This window comes from Streptomyces sp. RK62 (assembly GCF_018070255.1).
GTDB classification, from domain to species: domain Bacteria; phylum Actinomycetota; class Actinomycetes; order Streptomycetales; family Streptomycetaceae; genus Streptomyces; species Streptomyces nigra.
The window spans coordinates 291944-307293 of sequence record NZ_JAGPYD010000003.1; the positions used below are offsets into that span (position 1 = coordinate 291944).

The window sequence follows — 15350 nt, forward strand, 5'->3', positions numbered from 1 at the left end:
CCGAAGGGTGAGCACCCGACCTGACACAGCGGTGATGGGTCCCACCTCCCGGCTCCTGGGCCGGGGCTCTCCCGGCTGGACGGCACACCCTACCGCAAGGGTGCGGGGCGTTCCGGGCCTGTCAGGCCCGGGTCTGTCCGCGGGCTGTGGCGACGCGGTGTCCGGTCGGCGTCACCGCACGTGAGCGGCCGGACGCCCGGGCGCGGGTCCGCCGCCGGGACGTCGTACGGTGGTACGCGCACCTGCTGTTCCCGTTCGACCAGCGGGCCGTCGCCCGCGGCGGCCTGGAGGCCCCACCCGCATGCATGTCACCCGAGGCTTCACCGGACGCCCGCGCGTCCCGAACGCCGCCCTGCCGCCGGGTCAGTACGACGCCGGTGACGACTGGCCCGTGCTGTCCGCCGAGGTCACCCCGGAGCTGACGGCCGAGGAGTGGTCGTTCCGCATCGACGGCCTGGTGGAGCGGCCGCACACCTGGAACTGGGACGAGGCGCACGCTCTGCCCGCCTCCGCGTACGAGGGCGACATCCACTGTGTGACGAGCTGGTCCAAGTTCGGCGTGCGGTTCGGCGGTGTCTCGCTGGACGCCTTCCTCGATGTGGTCCGGCCCCATGGGTCCGCCACCCATGTGGTCGCCTACGCGCACACCGGCTACACCACCAACCTGCCGCTCGCCGATGTGACCGGCGGGCGCGCGTGGATCGCCTGGGAGTACGACGGGCGTCCGCTCGCCCCCGAGCACGGTGGGCCGGCGCGGCTGATCGTGCCCCATCTGTACTTCTGGAAGAGCGCGAAATGGATCGCGGGTCTGCGGATCCTCGACCACGACGAGCCGGGTTTCTGGGAGAGCAACGGCTACCACCCGCGCGGCAACCCCTGGGAGGAGCAGCGGTACTCCGGTGACTGAGACCCTCGGTACGACACAGTCCTTCACTCCCCCGACCCGGTTCGCCGTGCCCGGCCGTATCGCCGTGGACGACCAGGTGGCGTCCGAGTGGCAGACCGCGACGATCACGGAGATCCGCCGCGAGACACCGCGGGCGGCCACCTTCCGGCTGGCGGTGCCCGTGTGGCCGGGACACCTGCCCGGCCAGCATTTGATGGTGCGGCTGCGCGCCCGGGACGGCTATGTGGCGCAGCGCCACTACTCGATCGCGTCCGCGCCCGACGACACCGGCCACATCGAGCTGACGCTGGACCATGTCGAGGGCGGTGAGGTGTCCGGCTGGTTCCACACGGTGGCCGAGCCGGGCGACACGGTCGAGGTGCGCGGCCCGGTCAGCGGGTTCTTCGCGTGGCCCGGCGACCGGCCGGCCCTGCTGCTCGGCGCCGGTTCCGGCGTCGTCCCGCTGATGTCGATGGTGCGGCACTCCCGCGCCCGCGGCTCGGACGTGCCGCTGCGGCTGCTGGTGTCGGCCCGCAGCCCCGAAGAGCTGATCTACGCACGGGAGTACGGCCCCGAGACGACGGCCGTCTTCACGCGCTCCGCACCGGCCGGTGTGCCCGTGGGACGTATGGCCGCCGCACATGTGGCGCCGCTCCTGGCCGATCCACCGCACGGTGGGTGGGAGGCCTATGTGTGTGGCTCCAACGGGTTCGCGGAGCACGCGTCACGGCTGCTCGTGGCGGCGGGCCAGCCCGTGGACCGCATCCGGATCGAGCGCTTCGGCTGACCGGCCCGGCCGGCCCGGGCGAGCCGCGGCCGGCCCATGGCGACCGCGTGGCCGATTGAGGTCGATGCGCTGCCGGTGCGAGGGCTGCGCGAGGAACAACGGCCGGTGTTCGGGGTACCTGGACGGCATGCGAAGCCGGGTGCGTGGCTGGCGCCGGCGGCCCAACGAGCTGCGGCGCCGGTCGGATGTCGTCGAGACGTGGACCTTGCTCGGGGTGGGCCTCCTGCTGTTCGTGGCCGCGCCCCTGGTGGGCGTGGTCGCGGCGTGGTGGGCCCACGGGGACGCCCACGCCACGGCGGAGAAACAGCGGGCCGAACGGCGCCAGGTGCGGGCGATGGTGGTCCGCACGGTGTCGGGCGCGCTGCACACCCCGCAGACCGGGCGCCGGCCGTCGGCGAAAGTGACGGTCCGTTGGGCGGAGCCCGGGACCGGCCCCCGGACGTCGGCCGTGCGCGTCCCCTCCGGGACGCGGCCCGGTGACACGGTCCATGTGTGGCTGGACTCCCGCGGCCGGGGTGTGCTGCCGCCGCCGGACGACTCCGCGGTCCGGCTGCACGCGGCGACGATGGGCGTGTGCGCGACGGGCGCCACGGCAGCCGTCGTCGTCCTCGGCCACGGCCTCGTCCGGGGCACGGCGATGCGCCGCAGGCTCGCCGAGTGGGACCGGGCCTGGGCCGCCACCGAACCGGCGTGGACCGGCCGCAACGTCTGATCACGGCCCGCGCCCCAAAGGCCGAGCCGAACACGGATCCTGTGAAGTGGCCCTGGTCAGCGCACCGATCACCGACGTAGCGTGCGGTGGTCCGCGCTCCCTCCCTCTCACAAGGTGAACTCCATGGCCCTCTTCGACCTCCCGCTCGACGAACTGCGCACGTACCGCAGCCGGTCCGTCGAGCCCGAGGACTTCGACGCCTTCTGGTCCACGACGCTGGAGGAGGCGCGCGCGTACGACCTGGACGTCCGCTACGAGCCCGTCGACACCGGCCTGTCCACGGTACGGGTGTACGACGTGACGTTCGCCGGGTTCGGCGGACACCCCGTCAAGGGCTGGCTGCGGCTGCCGGCCGGGGCGACCGAACCGCTGCCGCTGGTCGTGGAGTTCGTCGGCTACGGCGGTGGACGCGGGCTGCCGCACGAGAACCTCCTGTGGGCGTCCACGGGCCGTGCCCACTTCATGATGGACACCCGCGGGCAGGGCAGCACCTGGGGCGCCGGCGGCGACACCCCGGACCCGGTGGGGTCCGGTCCCGCGCACCCCGGCTATATGACCCGGGGCATCGAGGCGCCCGAGACGTACTACTACCGCCGGGTGCTCACCGACGCGGTCCGGGCCGTCGAGGCGGCCCGCGCGCACCCGCTCGCCGACGCCGCCCGTACGGTCGTGGCCGGGGAGAGCCAGGGCGGCGGCATCTCGATCGCGGTCGGCGGGCTGGTGCCCGACCTCACGGCGGTGGCGCCGGACGTGCCGTTCCTGTGCGACTTCCCGCGCGCGGTGACCCTGACGGACCGTCGCCCGTACCGGGAGATCGGCGCCTACCTCTCGACGCACCGGGGCCGCACCGCCGAAGCCCTGCGCACCCTGTCCTACTTCGACGGCGTCCACTTCGCCGCACGCGGCCGGGCACCCGCGCTGTTCTCGGCGGCGCTGGAGGACCAGACCTGCCCGCCGTCGACGGTGTTCGCGGCGTTCAACGCCTGGGCGCACGACGAGAAGGCCATCGAGGTCTACGACTTCAACGACCACGAGGGCGGCGGCCCGTACCACCAGGTGGCCAAGCTGGACTGGCTGCGCTCCTACGCCTGACGGGCGCTCGCGCGGCCGCCGCGCGCCCGTCCCCTTCCGCACAGTCCGACCAGTCGGTACGTTCAGGGAGCCCGGGACCGCTCCGGCGGGCCCCCGGTCACCTCGGTGGACGACGAAGGGTGGAGTGGCTCATGACGGACCTTGCGGCGCGGGTGCACGGGCATTGCGATCCACGGTTCGCGGCGGTGCGCACGGCGTTCGAGGCGAACTTCCGGGAGCGGGGCGAGCTGGGGGCCGCGGTCGCCGTGACGGTCGGCGGCGAGACGGTCGTGGACCTGTGGGGCGGCTGGGCGGACGGGGCCCGCAGCCGCCCCTGGGAGCGCGACACGCTGGTCAACGTCTGGTCGACGACCAAGGGGCCGACGGCCCTGTGCGCGCACATCCTGGCCGACCGGGGGCTGCTCGACCTGGACGCGCCGGTGGCCGCCTACTGGCCGGAGTTCGCGGCGGCGGGCAAGGAAGGGGTCCTCGTACGGCATCTGCTGGCGCACCGGGCCGGCCTGCCGGGGCTGCGCGAGCCGCACTCGCTCGAGCAGCTCTACGACTGGGAGGCGACGACCCGTCGGCTCGCTGCGACGGAGCCCTGGTGGACACCGGGGACCGCGTCCGGGTACCACGCGCTCACCTACGGCTTCCTGGTCGGGGAGGTCGTGCGGCGGGTGTCGGGGCTGCGGCCCTCGGCGTTCCTGGAGCGTGAGGTGACCGGGCCGCTCGGCGTCGACTTCACGATCGGGCTGCCGGAGAAGGAGTCCGGCCGTGCGGCCGAGCTGGTCCAGCCGCCGGCCGGCCCGGAGGGCGATGGATCCGCCGCACTGGCCGCGCTGCCGCCCGTGGCGCTGGCCGCGCTGGCCAATCCGGCGGTGGGCGCCGAGCAGGCCGGCACCGCCGCGTGGCGGGCTGCCGAGATCCCCGCCGCGAACGGGCACGGCACCGCGCGGGCGGTCGCGGCGCTGTACGGGATCTTCGCGGGCGGCGGTTCGTACGGCGGCCGGCGGTTCCTGTCCCCGGAGGCGGCCGAGCGGGTGCGGGAGGGGCAGGGCAGCTGCCGTGACCTGGTGCTGGGGGCCGGACTGGGGCACGACACGGAGATCGGGCTGGGGTTGTGGCTCAGCGGCGCCGGTGGCTCGTACGGGCCCAACCCGCGGGCTTTCGGACATGACGGCTTCGGCGGCTCCTGCGGTCTGGCCGATCCGGAGGCGGGGGTGTCGATGGGGTATGTGATGAACCGGATGGGGCCGCATATCGCCGACGATCCCCGCAAGATGACCTTGGTCGACGCCGTGTATGCCTCACTCTGAGTCAGCGGGCGACCACGCGGTTTCGGCCGAAGTGGAGGCCGACCCTTCCCTCATGGTTTAGACCAATGCTTGGATCTGGTGACGCAAGGAGCCCGCACGGCTACGACACGTCACCGATCAGGAGGCGCGGCATGGTCCGCACCACCCCGCACGAACGCCCCCTCACCACCGCAGAGCCGCTGTACTGGCGGATCGCCACCCAGCTGCTCGGCGAGCTGCGCGACGGCACCATCCCGCCCGGTGAACGGCTGCCGGGGGAACGCCAGTTGGCCGGGCACTTCGGAGTCAGCAGGGAGACCGTACGACAGGCGCTGGAGGTGCTGCGCAGCAGCGGTCTGGTCGCCACCGACCGGCGCGGCAGCCACGCCAGCCTGCCGGGCCTGCCGGTCGAGGCGCCGACGGCGGTGGCGTTCCCGATCGGCGCCCGGGCCACGGGTCCGGGCGCCGTGGACCGGGCCGCGGTCGCCTGGGAGCTTCCCTCGCCGGAGCACGCCGAGGCGCTGGGGGTCGATCCGCACCGCCCGACGCTGGTGCACCGCCACGAGTCCACCGGCGCCGACGGACGCGCCCGGCGCACGGCCGTGACGACGTTCTCGGCCGTGGCGCTCGCGGAGGTGGTGGAGTTGGCCCGCTACCGGGACCGTGCGGACGGCTCCGGTGCGGCCGAACTGCGCCGCGCCTACGACTGGATGCGCCGGGCGGGCCTGACGCTGCATCACCGGGACGCCATCACTCGACTGCCGGGCGGCTCCTCGGTACGGGTCACCCGGCGCTCCCACGACCAGTACGGGCGCCCGCTGGAGATCACGGACCTGGTCGTGGACGCCCATCAGGACGCGCTGGTCTACGAGTTCACGGTCCCGGCGGCGGGCTGAGGGCGGACGACCCTCGACTGCCGGGCCAGGGCCAGCAGGCGGCCGTCGGCGGCGCGGACGACACTGTCGTCGACGGCCCAGCCGCCACCGGCGTGCTCGGTGCGGATGGTCACCAGCGCCCAGCCGTCCACGGCACCCTCGTCGAGAACGTCGGTGAGATGGACGGTGAGTTCGGCGGTGGGCACCGGACGCGGGGTGTCCCAGACGGCGTACAGCGCGGGCGGCAGGACGTCGGTGAGGGTGACGATCGCCGCCGCGTCGAGCGGCCGGCCGTCCAGGAAGCGGATCCACGCGGTGAGTTCCGCCCGCTCCCCACCGGCGAGCGGGCGGTCCGCCGTCGGCGGGCGTATCTCCAACTGCTGAGAGAACGGCGACAGTTCGGCCGGGAGCCGCAGCAGCGGGGAGTCCTCGGGCCCGGGCACGCGCGGCGCCGGTTGCGCGTACGGCACGTCCTGGCGCCGGGCGCCGAAGAGGGCGGACCCCAGGACGACCGGGGTGCCGTTCTGATGGCCGGTGAAGACACAGGTCGCCGTGCGCCGACCCGGGGCGGCCGGGGCCGTACCGGAGAAGTGCAGCGGACTGCCGTCCACGGGGGCGAGGTAGTGGGTGGTCAGCGTGCGGACCGGGTGCGCGCCGCCGGGGAAGCGGTCGCGTACGGCGGTCAGCGCGAGGGCGGCGACATGGCCGCCGTGCGCCCCCTCCCAGGACCACCAGGCAGGGTCGACGCGGGTCTCGGTGTCGGTCGTGGTGCTCACCCGGTCACGATAGCCGGGTAAGTTTGAAAAACAAACCCTCGCCCTGGATTAAGTACGGAAATCCAACCCTGCTCTTCAGGAGCCGTCAGTAAGGCTCACAGGGGCCGGCGCGCCACCACCATCCGCACCCGAGGGCTGCCGTCCCGCCGCGCGCCGAACTCGGGCAGCGGCTGCCAGGACACCTCGAACCCCGCCTCCGCGAGGCCCGCCCGCACGTCCGCCAGCCGGAAGGTGCGGTAGTACATGACGAACGGCGGCCGCCGGACGGCGTTGCGCACGCGCATCACCGCGTCAAAGCCCAGCAGTGCCCAGTAGGCGGGCGACGTGGGGCGCGGCGGCGCCACGACCGGGAAGGCGAAGCGGCCGCCCGGCCGCAGGACCGTGTGGACCTGGGCGAAGAGTCCGGGCAGCTCACGCGGCAGGAAGTGGCCGAACGCCCCGAAGCTCACCACCAGGTCGAAGGCGGACGTGAACGGCAGCGCGCGGGCGTCCGCACGCACCCAGTGCACCCGAGGCTCGTCACCCGCCCGCGAGCCCGGCACCGCCCGCCGCCGGGCGACCTCGAGCATGCCCGCGCTGAAGTCGACACCGGTGACACTGCGCCGGCACAGCTCGCCCAGGACGCCCACCCCGGCGCCCGTACCGCAGCACAGGTCGAGTCCGTCGGCGTACGGGCCGTCGGCGGCGAGCGCGCCCGTGACGGCGGTCAGGACCGAATCCGGCGTGCGGAACGGCGTGTGGTCGAACTTGGGGGCGAGCAGGTCGTAGCCGCGCTCGACCGACGACAGGGCCTGGACGGTGAGTTCGCGCAGGCTGGGACCCTCGGGGCCGAACATCGGCGTCACCCCGCCGCGACGCGTCGGCCGAGGACCGCGAGGACGCGGTCGCACCAGCGCAGGTTCTCCTCCTCGAAGGAGATACCGGCCAGCAGCGTCAGATAGGGCCCGATGCGCTCCGCGTCCCGCAGATACTCCTCCTCGGTCCGGCCGTCCAGCAGCCGTTCGCGGACGCGTTCGTAGCGGTCGAGCTTTCCGCGTGCCCAGCCGCGGCGCTCCTCGACCAGCGCGCGGGCGGTCTCCGGGTCCTCCATGGCCTGCACCTTGATGAGGAGTTCGTCCCGGATGGCGGTGGGCCGCCGGGGCGGTTCGGCGGCGAAGGCGCGCAGGTCCTCGCGGCCGGCCTCGGTGAGCGTGAACATCCGCTTGTTGGGGCGGCGTTCCTGCTGCACGAACCTGGCCTCGACGAGGCCGTCCTGGGCGAGGCGTTCCAGCTCCCGGTAGAGCTGCTGCGGGGTCGCGGGCCAGAAGTTCGCGAACGAGATGTCGAAGAGCTTGGACAGCTCGTAGCCCGAGGCCTCGCCCTCGAGCAGGGCGGCGAGCACGGCGTACTTGAGGGACATGTGGACACCGTAACAGCGGGTGACTATTCTCATCCGCACCTACTCAACTAATTGACTATGAGGTGATCCGGATGCACGCTTTCCGTGCGGCGGTCGAGGCGGGTGACACCGACGCCATCGAGGCGTTGCTGGCGGAGGACGTCGTCTTCACCAGCCCGGCGGTGTTCAAGCCGTACACCGGCAAGGCGATCACGGCGGCGATCCTGCGCGGTGTCGTCCGGGTCTTCGAGGACTTCCGGTACGTCCGCGAGATCAACGACGCGGGCGGCCGCGACCACGCGCTGGTCTTCACCGCGCGGGTCGGCGACAAGCAGGTCACCGGGTGCGACTTCCTGTCGGTGAACGAGGACGGGCTGATCGACGACTTCATGGTCATGGTGCGCCCGCTGTCCGGGCTCCAGGCGCTGGCCGAGGCCATGGGCGCGCAGTTCGACCGGATCCTGGCGGACGCCGAGACGGGCTCCGCGTAGAGGTCGCGCACGGGCGGGCGGCGGGTGTGGTGGTCCTCCCGCCGCCCGTCGCGCTGCTCAACTCCCGTCGGCCCGGGCCCCGTTCCACAGGGCTTGAAGAGCCCCCGCCGTACGCACTGCTCGCCATGCGCTGAAGCCCCGTGGTACCGTCGAGACAGCACTTGTGTACGCCCCGTCGTGGGCGCCGGTGCCTGTCCTTCTCCCCAGTTCGCCGGTCGGCGTACCGGCGGCTTTCTCTTCCACCTCGTGTGACCAGCGATTTCGCGTCGTTCGACGAGGTGCTGTTCTCGCCGCCCGCGAAGGCACGTTCCACGCCTTCCCGTCTCTCACGCGGCCCTTCCCCTCCTCACGCGTGTCCTCTGTCTTCCGTCTGTCTTCCGTCCGAAAGGACACCCACCATGACCACCACACTCGAACACCCCGCGGCACCCGAGCGGGCCGCCGTCCACGCCGTCACCGGCGTCCTCGACATCGACGCGAGCGGGAAGGGGCATCTGCGGTCCCCGAGCCTGCTGCCCTCCCCCGACGACCCACAGGTCTCCCCCGCGCTGATCCGCCGGTACGGCCTGCGCAAGGGCGACCTCGTCGACGGCGAACGCGGCGAGCGCCGCACCCTCATCGGCGTCGTCCGCGTCGACGGGCGCGCACCCGGCCAGGACCGCCGCCGCTTCGGCGATCTGACGCCGCTGCACCCCCGGGAGCGCATCCGCCTGGAGCACCCCGCGTCCGGTGCGGCCGGGCGGGTCGCCGACCTCATCGCCCCCGTCGGCAAGGGGCAGCGCGGACTGATCGTGGCCCCGCCCAAGACGGGCAAGACCGTGCTGCTCCAGCAGATCGCGGCGGCCGTCGCCGGCAACCATCCGGAGTGCCGGCTGATGGTCGTGCTCCTCGACGAGCGCCCCGAGGAGGTCACCGACATGCGGCGCTCCGTGCGCGGCGAGGTGTACGCCTCGACCTTCGACCGGTCGCCCAAGCAGCACATCGCACTGGCCGAGCTGGTCGTCGAGCGGGCCAAGCGGCTGGTGGAGGCGGGCGACGACGTCGTCATCCTGTTCGACTCGCTGACCCGGCTGTGCCGGGCGCACAACAACGCGGCCGGTTCCGGCGGCCGCACCCTGAGCGGCGGTGTCGACGCTGCCGCGTTGCAGGGCCCCAAGCGGTTCTTCGGTGCCGCGCGGCTCGCCGAGGAGGGCGGCTCGCTCACCATTCTCGCCACGGCCCTCGTCGAGACGGGGTCCCGGGCCGACGACTTCTTCTTCGAGGAGCTCAAGAGCACCGGCAACATGGAGCTGCGGCTCAGCCGGGAGCTGGCCTCCCGGCGTGTCTTCCCCGCCGTCGAGATCGACCCGTCCGGCACCCGTCGCGAGGAACTGCTCCTGTCGCCGGGCGAGTTGAACGCGGCACGAGGCCTGCGCCGGGCCCTGCGCAGCCGGGACGGCCTCAGCGGTACGGAGACCCTGTTGGAGCGGATGCGCGAGACCCCGGACAACGCCACGTTCCTGCGGCGCATCCAGCCGACGCTGCCGGCCACCTGACCCAGCGCCCGCCGCCCGCCACCTGACCCCACCGCCCGCCGGGCATCGCCCGTCCGGGTGCCGGAGCGGCCCGCGCGGCCCGGGCAGCGCCCCGCAGCCGTCTCCCGTTCCTACGTTGGCAGTATGAAGATCGGATTTACCGCACGGGCCCTCGTGTCCGCCTGCGCCCTCGGCGCGGCCGGTCTGCTGGCGCTGGCGCCCGCCTCCGCGTCCGCGCACCCCGGGCACGACCCCGACCCGCCGCGCGGACCCCGCACGACCCCGCCACCCGCGCTGCTGTACCGGTCCGGCACCCAGGTGCGGCCCCACGCGGACGCCCCCGCGCTGCCCCGCCTCTCGGCGCGGTCCTGGCTGGTGGCCGACGCCGGCTCCGGCGAGGTGCTCGCCGCCCACGAGGCGCACCGCCCGCTGCCGCCCGCCAGCACGCTCAAGACCCTGTTCGCCCTCACGGTCCTGCCCACGCTCCCCGCCGGAGTCCCGCACACCGTGCGCCCGGAAGAGCTGGCGGGCATCGGTCCCGGCTCCAGCCTGGTCGGCGTCGCGGCGGGCCGCACCTACCGGGTCGCCGATCTGTGGCGCGGGGTGTTCCTCAGCTCGGGCAACGACGCCGTCCGGGTCCTGGCCGCGCTCAACGGCGGCTGGCGGGCCACGGCGGCACGGATGCAGGAGAAGGCGCGCGCCCTGGGCGCCCTCGACACCCGGGTGCTGTCGCCTGACGGCTACGACACCCCGGGGCAGGTGTCGTCGGCGTACGACCTGGCGGTGTTCGGGCGGGCGGGGCTGCGCAACGCCGACTTCGCGCGGTACTGCGGCACGGCGGAGGCCCTGTTCCCCGGCGCGGGCGGCCCGCCGTACGGGATCCGCAACACCAACCGGCTGCTGACCGGCGCGGACGGCGTGGCCCGCTACCCCGGGGCGATCGGCGTCAAGAACGGCTACACCACCGAGGCGGGCAACACCCTGGTCGCCGCCGCCCGCCGCGGCGGGCGCACGCTCGTGGTCACCGTGCTCAACCCGCGGGCGGGCGGTGGGCACGCCGTCTACGAGGAGGCGTCCGCGCTGCTCGACTGGGGTTTCGGTGCGGCTGGGCGCGTGGAGCCGGTCGGCTCGCTCGACGGGCGGCGGGCCAGACCCGGGCCGGGTCCCAGCGCCGTACCGGTGGTGGCCGCCGCGCCGCCCGAGCGGCGGGTGGGCTGGGCGGAGGCGTGCGCGATCGCCGGAGCGGCAGGGATGGGAGCGGGTGCCGTGTCGCTGGTGACGCGGGGCAGGACGGAGTGACCGGAGGCGGGCACCGGTGTCAGAAGACCGAGACGCCCGTGAGCGTGGTGAACCGGTCGAGGGCCGCCACACCGGCCACCGAGTTGCCGCGCTCGTCCAGGCCGGGGCTCCATACGCACAGCGTGCAGCGGCCGGGGACGACGGCGATGATGCCGCCGCCCACCCCGCTCTTGCCGGGCAGCCCGACCCGGTAGGCGAAGTCGCCGGCGGCGTCGTACGTGCCGCAGGTCAGCATGATCGCGTTGATCTGCTTGGCCTGGCTGAGGCTGAGCAGCCGGGTGCCGTCGGCCCGGACGCCGTGCCGCGCCAGGAACATGGTCGCCAGAGCGAGGTCCGCGCAGGACGCCATGATGGAGCACTGCCGGAAGTAGTCGTCCAGCAGGACGGGCACGGGGTTGTCGATGTTGCCGTAGGACGCCATCAGATGGGCGAGGGCGGCGTTGCGGTCCCCGTGCGCCGTCTCGGAGGCGGCCACCTCGAGGTCGAAGTCCAGGCCGTCGTTGCCGCTCTCGGCGCGCAGGAAGGCCAGCAGCTCGCTCGCGGCGTCACCGGTGCGGGTGTGGAGGCGGTCGGTGACGACGAGGGCGCCGGCGTTGATGAACGGGTTGCGCGGGATGCCGTTCTCGTACTCCAGCTGCACCAGCGAGTTGAACGGGTTGCCGGACGGTTCGCGGCCCACGTGCTCCCACAGCTCGTCGCCCTCGCGGGCGAGGTCGAGGGCGAGGGTGAACACCTTGGTGATGGACTGCGCGGAGAACGGCTCGCGCCAGTCCCCCACGCCGTACACGGTGCCGTCGAGCTCGGCGACCGCCATGCCGAAGCTGCGGGGGTCGCGGGCCGCGAGCGCCGGGATGTAGTCGGCGGGCCGGCCCCGGCCGGGGGTCCGCTCGATCTCCTCGGCGATGCGCTCCAGGATCGGCTGGAAGGTCAGGGGCGTCGACGCTGCCATGATCACATCATGCCCTTCGGGGGATCCCTTCGCGTGCCCGGCGGTTGCGGCCCCTCAGACCGTTCAAGCCGAGAGGGCCGAGACCGGGGCCGGCTCCAGCGCGGGCACGGGCCGCACCCGGCCCACCTCATGGCCGCCGCCCAGCAGGGCCTCGCCCCGGAACTCGGTGAGCGACGCGGGGTCCACACCGGCCCACGCGAGCGCCGCCGCGGCGACCGGGACGCGGGCCCGGTTCGCCCCGTCGGCGATCTTGACGGCGACGGCCCGTCCGTCCGGGAGGGCCGCGACCTGCACGCCCTCGAAGCCGTCCTTGGCGAGCAGGCCCGGCACGGCCCGCATCAGCGCCGCGACGTCCCGGCCCGAGCCGGAGGCCATCTCGGCGTGGGTGCGCATGGCGTCCGCGACGCGCGCCTCGGGGGTGCCGGGCGCTGCCGTGGTGATCCGGGCGGCGGCGCGCGCCAGCCCGTGCAGGGAGACGGAGAACAGCGGTGCCCCGCACCCGTCGACGCTGACCCGGGCTATGCGCTGCCCGGTGAGGTCCTCGACGATCTCGGCGATCGCCTGCTGGAGGGGGTGGGCGGGGTCGAGGTAGTCGTCCAGGGACCAGCCGTTGAGCCGGCAGGTGTAGAGCATGGCGGCGTGCTTGCCGGAGCAGTTCTGGGCGAGCCGGGACGGCGGACGGCCCTCGCGCACCCAGGTGTCCCGGACGACCGGGTCGTACGGCAGGTCCGGGACGTTGCGCAGGTCGTCCTCGGTGAGTCCGGCGAGTTCGAGGATGCGCCGGGTGCCGGCGAGGTGGCGTTCCTCGCCGGAGTGGCTGGCCGCGGCGAGCGAGAGCAGCGCGCCGTCGAGCGGGAGCCCGGCGCGCACCATGGCGACGGCCTGGACGGGCTTGATCGCGGAGCGCGGGTAGAAGGCGGCCTCGATGTCGCCGAGCTGGAGCTGTACGGCGCCGTCGGGGCCGAGGACGACGACGGAGCCGTGGTGGATGCCCTCGATGACGCCGCTGCGGACGAGGTGGGCGACGGGCGCGTGCAGGGGTGCGCGGACGAGGGGTGCGTCCGCCATGGTGCTGGAGTACATCACTGCCTGGGGGTCGTAGGTCGGTGCGGGGTGGCCGGCCGGCGCGGAGGTCACGCGCCGGGCCTGGGGTGCGGGGCGCGGTGCCCGGCGGCCGGGGTGGGGCCGTCCTGGCGTCCGCGGCGCACGATGTCGGTGAGGGTGGTCCCGACACGGTCGAGGTGGTGGGTCATGGCGGCGGTGGCGTCGCCCTCGCTGCCGTCGGTCAGGGCGCGCAGGATCGCGCGGTGTTCGCGGTCGGACTGCTCACGGCGGCCGCCCAGCTCGTTGAGGAAGGCGGACTGGCGGGCCAGCGCGTCGCGGATCTCCTCGATGACCCGGCGGAACACCGGGTTCTGCGCGGCCTCGGCGACGCCGAGGTGGAAGAGGGTGTCCATCGCGACCCACGCGGTGGTGTCGGTCTCCCGCTCCATACGGTCCAGCAGATGGGCGAGATGGTCGAGGTTCTCGGGGGTGCGGCGGAGGGCCGCGTACCCGGCGACCGGGATCTCGACGTGCCGGCGCACCTCCATGAGGTCGCTGGCGGTGTAGTCGCCGAAGGTGGGGTCCTCGACGCTGCGGGCGACGACGAAGGTGCCCTTGCCGGTCTTGGAGACGGTCAGCCCCATGGTCTGCAGGGCCCGAAGGGCCTCCCGCAGCACGGGCCGGCTGATCTCCAGGGTGCGGCACAGCTCGGCCTCGGACGGCAGCTTGTCGCCCACGGCGTAGTCGCCGCGCTCGATGGCGTCGCGCAGATGCGCGAGCACCGCCTCCATGGCGCTGACGCGGCGCGGCGGCTGTCCGGCTGTCCGGCTGTCTGACAGGTTCACGGAATCGATGGTCCGTTCGGGTGGCCGTTCCTGTCAAGCGGCGGCCCGACGAGTTCCTACGCCCACACCGCCTCGGCGATCATCACGCCCAGGAAGACGGCACCGAGTCCCGCGAGCACACTGCCCACCACGTTGGCGACGGCGTACCGCCCCGCCCCTGTCTCCGTGAGCCGCAGGGTCTCGTACGAGAAGGTCGAGTAGGTGGTGAGGGCGCCGCACAGGCCGGTGCCGAGGAGCAGCCGTACGTGGGAGTCCGCGGCGCCCGCGGCGACTGCGCCGGTGAGCAGGCCGAGGACGAGGCAGCCGGCGATGTTGACGGTGAAGGTGCCCCACGGGAACACCGAGGCGTGGCGGGACTGCACCGCACGGTCGGTGAGATAGCGCAGGGGCGCCCCGACGGCGGCGCCCGCGATCACCAGGAACCAGTTCACGCCGGCGCCTCCCCCGGCCCGCGCTCCCCGCGGTCGCCGTACCGGACGACCTCGCACGCGTCGAGGGTGACCAGCCCCTCCGTGACGAGTTCGTCGAGTTGCGGCAGGAAGCCGCGGACGCGTTCCTCGGTGTCGACGATCACGACGGCCACCGGCATGCACTCGCTGAGCGACAGCAGCCGCGAGGTGTGGACCAGCGAGGAGGCGCCGAAGCCCTCGATGCCCCGGAAGACGCTGGCACCGGCGAGACCGGCCCGGTGGGCCCGGTGCACGATCTCCGAGTACAGCGGGCGGTGGTGCCAGGTGTCGTGCTCGCCGACGAGCACGGTCAGGCGCAGGGCCCGGCCGGTCGTACCGGTCATGACGGCCTCCTCCTGAGGACGCGGCGGGTGACCGCCGACGCGAGCCATACGGCGGTGAGCGCCGCCACGAGGGTGGCGGCGAGATAGGCCAGCGCGGTGCGCGGGTGCCCGTCGTCCACGAGGGCGCGGATGTCGACGGCGTACGTGGAGAAGGTGGTGAAGCCACCGAGCACCCCCGTGCCGAAGAAGGGGCGGACCAGGCGGTGGGCGGCCCATCGCTCGGTGAGGAGCACCATGAACGCGCCGATCACGGCGCAGCCGCTCACGTTGACCCAGAAGGTCGCCCACGGGAACGCGCCGGGCGCGGCCGGCCACCGCAGGGAGGCCGCGTAGCGGGCGGTGGCGCCGAGGGCCCCGCCGAGCGCGACGACCGCGACGACCGGCACCTGGGCCCGCCAGGCCGGTGGCCGGGTGGCCCGCGCGGCGGCGGGCGCGCGGTCGGTGCCCTGGGTGGTCATGGGTGTCTCCTACTCGCCTGGGCCCGACAGCGGGCCGCGCGGTTGCAAGTAGGGACCGTTGGCGGCGCAGCTGCCGCGGTTCGGGTACGGCGGGCCCCACCGCCGCGCCGCGAGGTGCTCGCGGCCGGACACCAGGGTATCGACCCCGTGCCGTGCACGCCCGATCCGCCCCCG

At 73.9% G+C, this 15350-nt stretch carries 18 protein-coding genes; 9 read left to right on the forward strand and 9 right to left on the reverse strand.

Annotated elements, in window-relative coordinates; all coding sequences use genetic code 11:
* The first annotated feature begins 301 nt into the window (after positions 1-301).
* The 6 genes from KBY32_RS07705 to KBY32_RS07730 all read left to right on the forward strand — a co-directional run bounded on the left by KBY32_RS07705 (position 302) and on the right by KBY32_RS07730 (position 5650).
* Positions 302-907 carry a sulfite oxidase-like oxidoreductase gene (locus tag KBY32_RS07705; RefSeq protein WP_210979354.1) on the forward strand — a complete coding sequence of 202 codons (606 nt, stop codon included), beginning with the start codon at positions 302-304 and terminating at the stop codon, positions 905-907.
* Positions 900-1673 carry a ferredoxin reductase gene (locus KBY32_RS07710; RefSeq protein WP_210979355.1) on the forward strand — a complete coding sequence of 258 codons (774 nt, stop codon included), beginning with the start codon at positions 900-902 and terminating at the stop codon, positions 1671-1673. Before KBY32_RS07705 ends, KBY32_RS07710 begins: the two co-directional genes overlap by 8 nt.
* A gap of 127 nt (positions 1674-1800) precedes the next feature.
* Positions 1801-2385, forward strand: a complete 585-nt coding sequence (locus tag KBY32_RS07715) for a hypothetical protein (RefSeq protein ID WP_210979356.1) — start codon at positions 1801-1803, stop codon at positions 2383-2385.
* A gap of 123 nt (positions 2386-2508) precedes the next feature.
* On the forward strand, positions 2509-3477 hold the full coding sequence (locus KBY32_RS07720; protein ID WP_210979357.1) for an acetylxylan esterase: 969 nt from the start codon (positions 2509-2511) through the stop codon (positions 3475-3477).
* 131 nt (positions 3478-3608) lie between these two features.
* On the forward strand, positions 3609-4775 hold the full coding sequence (locus tag KBY32_RS07725) for a serine hydrolase (RefSeq protein WP_210979358.1): 1167 nt from the start codon (positions 3609-3611) through the stop codon (positions 4773-4775).
* Between the two features lie 131 nt (positions 4776-4906).
* Positions 4907-5650: a GntR family transcriptional regulator gene (locus tag KBY32_RS07730; RefSeq protein ID WP_210979359.1), complete on the forward strand. Its 744-nt coding sequence runs from the start codon at positions 4907-4909 to the stop codon at positions 5648-5650.
* Here KBY32_RS07730 and KBY32_RS07735 read toward each other — a convergent pair.
* From KBY32_RS07735 to KBY32_RS07745, 3 genes are all read right to left on the reverse strand, one after another.
* Positions 5620-6405, reverse strand: coding sequence for an acyl-CoA thioesterase II (locus KBY32_RS07735; RefSeq protein WP_210979360.1), 786 nt, complete (start codon positions 6403-6405; stop codon positions 5620-5622). The genes KBY32_RS07730 and KBY32_RS07735 overlap by 31 nt on opposite strands.
* 95 nt (positions 6406-6500) lie before the next feature.
* Positions 6501-7241, reverse strand: a complete 741-nt coding sequence (locus KBY32_RS07740; protein WP_210979361.1) for a class I SAM-dependent methyltransferase — start codon at positions 7239-7241, stop codon at positions 6501-6503.
* Between the two features lie 5 nt (positions 7242-7246).
* Positions 7247-7804: a PadR family transcriptional regulator gene (locus tag KBY32_RS07745; RefSeq protein ID WP_210979362.1), complete on the reverse strand. Its 558-nt coding sequence runs from the start codon at positions 7802-7804 to the stop codon at positions 7247-7249.
* Between the two features lie 71 nt (positions 7805-7875).
* Between KBY32_RS07745 and KBY32_RS07750 the strand changes: the two genes are divergently transcribed.
* The 3 genes from KBY32_RS07750 to KBY32_RS07760 all read left to right on the forward strand — a co-directional run bounded on the left by KBY32_RS07750 (position 7876) and on the right by KBY32_RS07760 (position 11087).
* A complete protein-coding gene (locus KBY32_RS07750; protein ID WP_210979363.1) occupies positions 7876-8274 on the forward strand; it encodes a nuclear transport factor 2 family protein in 399 nt (132 codons plus the stop codon).
* Positions 8275-8672: 398 nt separating this feature from the next.
* Entirely contained in the window at positions 8673-9809 is a 1137-nt protein-coding gene (gene rho / locus KBY32_RS07755) for a transcription termination factor Rho (protein WP_210979364.1), read from the forward strand.
* 123 nt (positions 9810-9932) lie between these two features.
* Positions 9933-11087, forward strand: a complete 1155-nt coding sequence (locus tag KBY32_RS07760) for a D-alanyl-D-alanine carboxypeptidase family protein (RefSeq protein WP_210979365.1) — start codon at positions 9933-9935, stop codon at positions 11085-11087.
* Positions 11088-11106: 19 nt separating this feature from the next.
* Here KBY32_RS07760 and KBY32_RS07765 read toward each other — a convergent pair whose 3' ends face one another.
* From KBY32_RS07765 to crcB (KBY32_RS07790), 6 genes are all read right to left on the reverse strand, one after another.
* Entirely contained in the window at positions 11107-12036 is a 930-nt protein-coding gene (locus KBY32_RS07765; RefSeq protein ID WP_115505875.1) for a glutaminase, read from the reverse strand.
* Between the two features lie 63 nt (positions 12037-12099).
* Complete coding sequence (locus KBY32_RS07770; RefSeq protein ID WP_210979522.1) at positions 12100-13119, reverse strand: asparaginase; 1020 nt, start codon at positions 13117-13119, stop codon at positions 12100-12102.
* Positions 13120-13169: 50 nt separating this feature from the next.
* Positions 13170-13925 (reverse strand): FadR/GntR family transcriptional regulator, encoded by a 756-nt coding sequence (locus tag KBY32_RS07775; RefSeq protein ID WP_115505877.1) that lies wholly within the window; start codon positions 13923-13925, stop codon positions 13170-13172.
* Between the two features lie 56 nt (positions 13926-13981).
* The gene (crcB, locus tag KBY32_RS07780; protein WP_210979366.1) at positions 13982-14356 is read right to left on the reverse strand and encodes a fluoride efflux transporter CrcB; all 375 of its coding nucleotides are present in this window, start codon (positions 14354-14356) and stop codon (positions 13982-13984) included.
* The gene (locus KBY32_RS07785) at positions 14353-14718 is read right to left on the reverse strand and encodes a DUF190 domain-containing protein (protein WP_055619648.1); all 366 of its coding nucleotides are present in this window, start codon (positions 14716-14718) and stop codon (positions 14353-14355) included. The genes crcB (KBY32_RS07780) and KBY32_RS07785 overlap by 4 nt, the downstream gene beginning before the upstream one ends.
* Complete coding sequence (crcB, locus tag KBY32_RS07790; RefSeq protein WP_210979367.1) at positions 14715-15176, reverse strand: fluoride efflux transporter CrcB; 462 nt, start codon at positions 15174-15176, stop codon at positions 14715-14717. The genes KBY32_RS07785 and crcB (KBY32_RS07790) overlap by 4 nt, the downstream gene beginning before the upstream one ends.
* Positions 15177-15350: the final 174 nt, after the last annotated feature.

Coding starts and splice junctions, on each gene's coding strand:
- KBY32_RS07705 (WP_210979354.1), top strand. CDS start 302: ATGCATGTCACCCGAGGCTTCACCGGACGCCCGCGCGTCCCGAACGCC.
- KBY32_RS07715 (WP_210979356.1), top strand. CDS start 1,801: ATGCGAAGCCGGGTGCGTGGCTGGCGCCGGCGGCCCAACGAGCTGCGG.
- KBY32_RS07720 (WP_210979357.1), top strand. CDS start 2,509: ATGGCCCTCTTCGACCTCCCGCTCGACGAACTGCGCACGTACCGCAGC.
- KBY32_RS07725 (WP_210979358.1), top strand. CDS start 3,609: ATGACGGACCTTGCGGCGCGGGTGCACGGGCATTGCGATCCACGGTTC.
- KBY32_RS07730 (WP_210979359.1), top strand. CDS start 4,907: ATGGTCCGCACCACCCCGCACGAACGCCCCCTCACCACCGCAGAGCCG.
- KBY32_RS07740 (WP_210979361.1), bottom strand. CDS start 7,241: ATGTTCGGCCCCGAGGGTCCCAGCCTGCGCGAACTCACCGTCCAGGCC.
- KBY32_RS07745 (WP_210979362.1), bottom strand. CDS start 7,804: ATGTCCCTCAAGTACGCCGTGCTCGCCGCCCTGCTCGAGGGCGAGGCC.
- KBY32_RS07750 (WP_210979363.1), top strand. CDS start 7,876: ATGCACGCTTTCCGTGCGGCGGTCGAGGCGGGTGACACCGACGCCATC.
- rho (WP_210979364.1), top strand. CDS start 8,673: ATGACCACCACACTCGAACACCCCGCGGCACCCGAGCGGGCCGCCGTC.
- KBY32_RS07760 (WP_210979365.1), top strand. CDS start 9,933: ATGAAGATCGGATTTACCGCACGGGCCCTCGTGTCCGCCTGCGCCCTC.
- KBY32_RS07765 (WP_115505875.1), bottom strand. CDS start 12,036: ATGGCAGCGTCGACGCCCCTGACCTTCCAGCCGATCCTGGAGCGCATC.
- KBY32_RS07770 (WP_210979522.1), bottom strand. CDS start 13,119: ATGTACTCCAGCACCATGGCGGACGCACCCCTCGTCCGCGCACCCCTG.
- KBY32_RS07785 (WP_055619648.1), bottom strand. CDS start 14,718: ATGACCGGTACGACCGGCCGGGCCCTGCGCCTGACCGTGCTCGTCGGC.
- crcB (WP_210979367.1), bottom strand. CDS start 15,176: ATGACCACCCAGGGCACCGACCGCGCGCCCGCCGCCGCGCGGGCCACC.